This window comes from Nocardia miyunensis NBRC 108239, from assembly GCF_001613065.1.
Classification (GTDB): Bacteria; Actinomycetota; Actinomycetes; order Mycobacteriales; family Mycobacteriaceae; genus Nocardia; species Nocardia miyunensis.
The window spans coordinates 21,126-27,779 of sequence record NZ_BDBQ01000134.1 but is presented as its reverse complement, the minus strand read 5'-3'; the positions used below and the strand labels follow the sequence as shown (position 1 = coordinate 27,779).

Sequence of the window (6,654 nt, the reverse complement as noted above, 5' to 3'; positions counted from 1 at the left end):
GAGACGTTGCGTCTGGCGCCGACCGTGCGCCGCGCCGGATTACGCGGCGGACTGCTCGCCTGGGACGGCCAGCTCGTGGACGACGCGCGCCTGGTGGTGACCCTCGCGCGCACCGCTGCGGCATACGGGGCGAGCGTGCTCACCCGGGTGCGGGCCGAGCGGGTGAGCGGCGACGGCGCGGTGCTGCACGACACGCTATCCGGTGAAACCCTCACCGTACGAGCGCGTTCGGTGGTCAATGCCGCCGGCGTGTGGGCTGATCGGGTGGATCCGAGCATCGAGTTGCGGCCCAGCCGCGGCACCCACCTGGTGTTCGACGCGGCCGCGTTCGGCGGGCTCACCGCCTCGCTCACGGTACCCATTCCGGGCAGTACCAGCCGTTTCGTCTTCGCGTTCCCCGCCGCGCACGGCCGGGTCTATCTGGGCCTGACCGACGAGGACGCGCCCGGCCCGGTGCCCGACGAACCGGAACCGACCGACGCCGAGATCGACTTCCTGCTCGACACCGTCAACACGGTGTTGCGGGAGCCGTTGCACCGCAGCGATATCCGCGGCCGTTTCGCGGGCCTGCGCCCGCTGCTGCGCACCGCCGAGGGCAGCACCGCCGACATCTCCCGTGAGCACGCGGTCCTGCACTCCCCCGGCGGCCCGATTACGATCGTCGGGGGCAAGCTCACCACCTATCGCAAGATGGCCCAGGACGCCGTCGACGCCGCGGTCGCCCACGCGGGCCTGACCGCGGGCCCGTGCCGGACCCGGCGAATCCCCCTGACGGGTGCGGTATCCGGCGCGGCGCGCGATCGTCTCGACGCGCCGCCGACGCTCATCGAACGCTACGGCAGCCAGGCGCGCGCGATCATGACTCTGGCACAGGATGATCCGGCCCTGGCGGAACCCGTCGCCCCCGGAATCGACGTGCTGCGCGCCGAATTCGCGTATTCGATCAGCCACGAGGGCGCGCTGGACGCGGACGATCTGCTCGATCGCCGCACCCGGATCGGCCTGGTCGCGACGGATCGCGAGGCCGCCGCGTCCGCCGCGGCGCGGATGTTCCGATGACCTCTTCCCCCGCGCGAGGATAGCGGCGCGGCTGCTGTCGGGCGCGGCGGCGTTTTCCTCCGTACGCTGAGAGCGATGTGCCGCCGAACGTTCCGATGAACCGCCACACGCGATATCGTCCCGATCGTGCCCGATCGGTCGAGCCCCAGGTTTGCCGGTCCGGCAGCTGGAACAATGCGAAGGAGGCGGGAGTGGCCGAGACACGGCAGACGCCGACCGATACCCGACGGGCCGAGATGTTCGTTGCCCCGGAACACGATCCCCGAACCCGCCTCCACACCACCGGTGACGAACGCAGCATCCTGACCGAGGTATTGGCCGGTCAGCGCGCCACGCTCGAACTCAAGTGCGCGGGTCTGGGCACCGAGCTGGCCCGTCGGTCGGTAGCACCGTCCACCCTGTCGCTGCTGGGTCTGGTGCGGCACCTGGCCGATATCGAGCGACACTGGTTCCGCCGGGTGCTCGCCGGGGAGGAGGCGCCGCCGCTGTTCACTTCCGTCGAACGTCCCGACGACGACTTCGACGGCGCGAACACCGATCCCGGGTCGATCACCGCGGCCTGGGGCGCGTGGCGGGCCGAGGTCGCCTTCGCCGACCGCTTCACCACCGCCACATCCGATCTGGGATTGACCGGCGAGGATCCCGGGCTCGGCAAGGTGTCGCTGCGCTGGGTGCTGGCCCACATGATCGAGGAGTACGCGCGGCACAACGGCCACGCCGATCTGCTGCGCGAGCGGATCGACGGTGCGGTGGGCCTGTAGTGACGCCGGACGCCGCCCTGGCGTCCGGCGTCCGGCTCAGGAGTTGTTGCCGCCCAGGCTGAATCGCACGCCGCCCGGATCGATCACGGCGGCCAGCCGCCCGTACGGGGTGTTCTCCGGTTCACGTTCCACCGAACCACCCAGGGACACCACGGTTTTCACCGACGCGTCGACGTCCTCGACACCGAAGTACACCCGCCAGCCGCCCGGGGAGCCGACGTGCAGGAATGCCGTGGCGTCCATCACGCCGCCCAGCATCGGGCTGGTCGAATGGATTGTGGTGTAACGGAATTCCGGGACATCGGACACGGTGAACGGGTCCTGCCAGCCGAAGACCTCGCGGTAGAACTTCAGCGCCTCGTCGTAGGCGGGGGTGTGCAGTTCGAACCAGGACGGGTTGCCGACGTGCTCGTCCCACCTGCCGCCGCTCACGTTGCCGAGCGCGCCGAATCCCGTGTGCACACCCGGCTGCCACACACCGATCCCCGCGCCGCTGGGATCACCGAGAACGGCCATCGTGCCGAGTTCGCCGACCCGCATCGGCGGCACCACTACCCGGCCGCCGTTCGCGGTCGCCGCCGCGGCGGTCGCCTCGGCGTCGTTGCTGGCCAGATAGATCGTCCACTGGTCCGGCCCGCCGGAGGAGCCGTCGTTGTGCATACCGCCCGCCACGCCATTGCCGTCCTTGCGGAACGTGATGTATCCGCCGAATTCGGGCCCGGCCTTCTCGGCGGTCCAGCCCAGCAGTTCGGAGTAGAAGGCGATGGAACGCTCCGGATCGGAGGTGAACAGCTCGGCCCAGCAGGGATCTCCGGGCTTGAAGGTGTAGGTCATGGTGGCTCCTTGGGAAGACGAAGGGGACTCGCACATTGAGACGGCACCGCGACTGCGAATTCATCGGCCGCGAACCGCACCGGCCGACCGCAGGTTTCACTGTAGGCGGAATCCTATTCTTGACCTGAAGTCCAGTTCAGGTTTCACGATGAGATCATGTCCGAGAAACCGACAGCACTCATCACCGGAGCCTCGGCCGGATTCGGCCGCGCGACGGCCCTGGCCCTGGCGAAACGCGGCTGGACCCTGATCATCACCGCCCGTGGGCCCGAACCACTGGACCGAGTGCGGGAAGCGACCGGCGCGACCGCGGTACCGGGCGACGTCGCCGATCGGGCACATCGCACACGGCTGGCCACGGCGCTGGCCGACCTCGACCGGCTCGACCTGGTGCTCAACAATGCCAGCGCCCTGGGCCCGAGCCCCATGCCGCATCTGGCGGACTATCCGCTCGACGAATTCGCCGCGGTGCTGCGGACCAATGTCGTCGCACCGCTCGCCGTGCTGCAACTGGCACTGCCGAAACTGCGGGCCCGCGACGGCACCGCGATCGACATCAGTTCCGACGCCGCGGTGATGCCCTACGAGGGGTGGGGCGGTTACGGAGCCTCGAAGGCGGCCCTGGACCACCTGACCGCCGTCTTCGCGGCCGAGAATCCGCGACTGCGCGTCTACAGCTTCGACCCCGGCGATATGCGCACCGCCATGCACCAGGCCGCATTCCCGGGCGAGGACATCTCCGATCGCCCCGAACCGGAGACCGTCGTCCCGGCGCTGCTGCATCTGATCGACACCCGCCCGCCCAGCGGCCGATACACCGCCGCGGAGCTGTCCGTGAGGCATCCATGAGAACCGTCCCGCGCGAATTCGTCCTTCCCGCAGACAGATCCGCGACCGCGCCCGCCGAGGCGCGCGGACTCGACCGCGACGAGGTCCGCCTGCTGGTGTCCGATGCCACGGGCATCACCCATGCCAGATTCCGGGAGCTGCCGCGCTTCCTGCGGCCGGGAGACCTTGTCGTGGTCAACAATTCGTCGACGCTGGCCGCCGCGGTCGACGCACGCTATCGGAACGTCCCGGCCGTCCTGCACTTCGCCGCACGCCTGGACGACGGCCGATGGGCGGTCGAACTCCGCACCCCCGAGGGAACCCCGTTCACCGCGACCGAACCGGAACCCGGCGCCCACATCGCACTTCCGGGCGCCGCGGCGAGACTGCGCACGCCGTGGCTGCCACCGGCCCGACGCCTGTGGATCGCCGACATCGACACCGATGTACTCGCGCTCCTGGCCCACCACGGCCGCCCGATCACGTATTCCTATGTGACACAACGATGGTCCCCGGACTACTACCGCACGATCTTCGGCCGAGAACCCGGCAGTGCCGAAATGCCCAGCGCCGCACGACCGTTCACCGAAACCCTGGTAACCGATCTGGTCACGACCGGCATCACGCTGGCCCCGATCACCCTGCACACCGGCGTCTCCTCCCCCGAAACCGGCGAACCACCGAGCCCCGAACGCTACGTCGTGCCCGAAACCACAGCCCGCCTGGTGAATTCGGCCCACGCCTCGGGCGGCCGCGTGATCGCCGTCGGTACGACCGTCACCCGCGCCCTCGAATCCGCGGCCGATCCCTCCGGCCTGGTCCACCCATCCTCCGGATGGACCAACCTGGTACTCGGCGCGGACCGCCCCGCCCGCACGGTCGACGCACTCATCACCGGCTGGCACGAACCCGGAGCCTCCCACCTACATCTCCTCGACGCGGTCGCCGGACCCGGACGAGTCGACACCGCATACCGCACAGCACTCGAAACCGGCTATCTCTGGCACGAATTCGGCGACACCGCACTGCTGTTCGCCGATCGCTAGCCCTGCGCGCAGGACGAAAATCCTCCGCAACGCTCACATACGGTGCCTGTTCAGCCGTCGCCCGTACGCCCGGAACCTGCGCACAAGTATCGCCGGCCGATAGTGCGGTGCCGGATCTACTCCGCCGCTTCGAGTTTCGGCACCAGGCGCTCGAGCATGCCCTCGAGCAGTTGCTCCTCGTCGGGTGTCAGCTCGGCCAGGGCGCGGTAGGCGCGCACCTGAGAACTCCGGATCCGCGCGGCCAGGTCTCGGCCCTGGTCGGTCGAGGCGAGGTATTTCACCCGGCGGTCGGCCGGGTTCACCGTGCGCAGGACCAGGCCGCGGGATTCCATGCGGTCCGCGACGCCGGTCAGATTGGACGGGTCGCAGGCCAGGCGACCGGCCAGTTCGCGCATGGGCAGTTCGGCCGGGGGCTCGTTGAGTGCCAGCAGGAGTTTGGCCTGGGTGAGGGTCAGGCCGTGTTCCTCGGCGGCGGTCAGGAAGTCCTGCAGGTAGGCCGAGACGAACCGTCCGATCAGTAACGCAAGGGGACTCGGTTCTGTGGCCTGACTCATAGCGGCGATCCTACCGGCGCGATTGACAACGGATATATTTGAAGCCTTAAATACTTGAGGACTTCAAACATATCTGTTTTCAAGCTTCTGGAGGTGTCACATGACGCGGAAGGCCGCGCTGCTGACCGGCGTCCTCGCGTTCGCCGCGATGATCGTGACCGTCATGCAGACCCAGGCAGTGCCGATCCTCGGGCTGATCGCGACGAGACTGCACGTCTCCACGACGTCGGTGAGCTGGGTGACCACCGCGACGCTGCTGTCCGCGGCCGTGTTCACCCCGCTGCTGGGCCGCATCGGCGACCTCTACGGCCGCAAGCCCACGCTGCTGGGCGTCCTGGTCATCGCGGTCATCGGCTCGGCGGTATCCGCGACCGCCGGATCACTGGGCATGCTGCTGGCCGGGCGCACCCTCCAGGGCGTCGCGACGGCGATCTTCCCGCTCGCACTGTCGGTGCTGCGCGACGAGATTCCGGCCGAACGGCTGCACGGCGCGATGGCGATCGTCAGCGGGACCCTCGCCTTCGGCGGCGGCATCGGCCTGGTCACCACCGGCCTGCTCACCCAGGGCAGCGATCCGGGCTACCACGTGGTCTTCTGGTTCACCGCGGGCCTGGCGGCCGCGGCTCTGGCGCTGGCGGCGATCGTGGTCCCCGCGACGGGCACGCGGCATCCCGGCAGCATCGACCTGCCCGGCGCGATCACGCTCGGTGGCGCGCTGATCTTGCTGCTCCTGCCGATCTCGCAGGGTCACGAATGGGGTTGGGGCTCGGCCGCGACGCTGGGCTGCTTCGGCGGCGCGATCGTGCTGGCCGCGCTGTGGGTGCTGGTCGAACGCCGCTGCGCCGCACCGCTGGTGGATCTGGCGATGTTCACCCATCGGCCGGTGCTGTTCACCAACCTGTCCGGCGTCTTCATCGGATTCGCGATGTTCCTGCTGTTCATGGGCGTTTCGTACCTGGCGCAGATGCCCGCGCGAATCGCCGGATACGGGTTCACCGCCTCGATCCTGCGGGCCTCGGTGGAATATCTGCTGCCCAGCACGATCGCCTCGATGCTCGCCGCACCGCTGGGCGGACTGCTGGTCGGCCGCATCGGCGGCCGGTACGTGCTGGCCCTGTCCGGCATCGTCGGCGCGGCCGGATTCGCCTGGATGGCGCTGGCACACGACGCGACCGGCGCCGTGATCACGGCGAGCGTGGTCGTCGGCATCGCGATCAGCTTCGCCTACGCCGCCATGCCCGCCCTGATCGCGGCGAGCGTCCCGCATCGGCACAACGGCGTGGCCAACGGCATCAACTCCATCTCCCGCACCGTCGGCAGCGCGCTGGGCAGCGCCGTCATCACCACCCTGCTGACCGCGAAGCTGCTGCCGCATCTGGCGCTGCCGCAGGAGAGCCAGTTCACAGTCGCGTTCTGGGTGGGCGCGGGAGCCTGCGTGGCGACCATCGCGGCCGCGCTGCTCGGACTGCGCCCGCAAACCCGCTCGGCCACAACCGAACACACGACATCGCCGCTGGTTACCGCGGTCGGCTGAGCCCGGCGGCGCATAGCATCGATCGGGGTGTCAGTCGA

At 69.4% G+C, this 6,654-nt stretch carries 7 protein-coding genes; 5 read left to right on the top strand and 2 right to left on the bottom strand.

Annotation, left to right across the window (positions count from 1 at the left end):
• Window positions 1-1,059 (top strand): glycerol-3-phosphate dehydrogenase/oxidase (locus NM2_RS44205; protein WP_067683074.1); only part of this gene is annotated, 1,059 nt, incomplete at its 5' end.
• Between the two features lie 191 nt (window positions 1,060-1,250).
• The gene (locus NM2_RS44200) at window positions 1,251-1,820 is read left to right on the top strand and encodes a DinB family protein (protein WP_245718540.1); all 570 of its coding nucleotides are present in this window, start codon (window positions 1,251-1,253) and stop codon (window positions 1,818-1,820) included.
• 36 nt (window positions 1,821-1,856) lie between these two features.
• Here NM2_RS44200 and NM2_RS44195 read toward each other — a convergent pair whose 3' ends face one another.
• Complete coding sequence (locus NM2_RS44195) at window positions 1,857-2,654, bottom strand: VOC family protein (RefSeq protein WP_067683059.1); 798 nt, start codon at window positions 2,652-2,654, stop codon at window positions 1,857-1,859.
• Window positions 2,655-2,810: 156 nt separating this feature from the next.
• Here NM2_RS44195 and NM2_RS44190 point away from each other — a divergent pair, with 156 nt between their 5' ends.
• Window positions 2,811-3,503: an SDR family NAD(P)-dependent oxidoreductase gene (locus NM2_RS44190; RefSeq protein WP_067683057.1), complete on the top strand. Its 693-nt coding sequence runs from the start codon at window positions 2,811-2,813 to the stop codon at window positions 3,501-3,503.
• Window positions 3,500-4,528, top strand: a complete 1,029-nt coding sequence (locus tag NM2_RS44185) for an S-adenosylmethionine:tRNA ribosyltransferase-isomerase (RefSeq protein WP_067683055.1) — start codon at window positions 3,500-3,502, stop codon at window positions 4,526-4,528. Before NM2_RS44190 ends, NM2_RS44185 begins: the two co-directional genes overlap by 4 nt.
• A 116-nt stretch (window positions 4,529-4,644) precedes the next feature.
• Here NM2_RS44185 and NM2_RS44180 read toward each other — a convergent pair whose 3' ends face one another.
• Window positions 4,645-5,082, bottom strand: coding sequence for a MarR family winged helix-turn-helix transcriptional regulator (locus NM2_RS44180; protein WP_067683053.1), 438 nt, complete (start codon window positions 5,080-5,082; stop codon window positions 4,645-4,647).
• 100 nt (window positions 5,083-5,182) lie between these two features.
• On the opposite strand from NM2_RS44180, the gene NM2_RS44175 reads away from it, so the two are divergent.
• On the top strand, window positions 5,183-6,616 hold the full coding sequence (locus NM2_RS44175) for an MFS transporter (protein WP_067683051.1): 1,434 nt from the start codon (window positions 5,183-5,185) through the stop codon (window positions 6,614-6,616).
• The last annotated feature ends 38 nt before the right edge of the window (window positions 6,617-6,654 follow it).

Coding starts and splice junctions, on each gene's coding strand:
- NM2_RS44195 (WP_067683059.1), bottom strand. CDS start 2,654: ATGACCTACACCTTCAAGCCCGGAGATCCCTGCTGGGCCGAGCTGTTC.
- NM2_RS44190 (WP_067683057.1), top strand. CDS start 2,811: ATGTCCGAGAAACCGACAGCACTCATCACCGGAGCCTCGGCCGGATTC.
- NM2_RS44185 (WP_067683055.1), top strand. CDS start 3,500: ATGAGAACCGTCCCGCGCGAATTCGTCCTTCCCGCAGACAGATCCGCG.
- NM2_RS44180 (WP_067683053.1), bottom strand. CDS start 5,082: ATGAGTCAGGCCACAGAACCGAGTCCCCTTGCGTTACTGATCGGACGG.
- NM2_RS44175 (WP_067683051.1), top strand. CDS start 5,183: ATGACGCGGAAGGCCGCGCTGCTGACCGGCGTCCTCGCGTTCGCCGCG.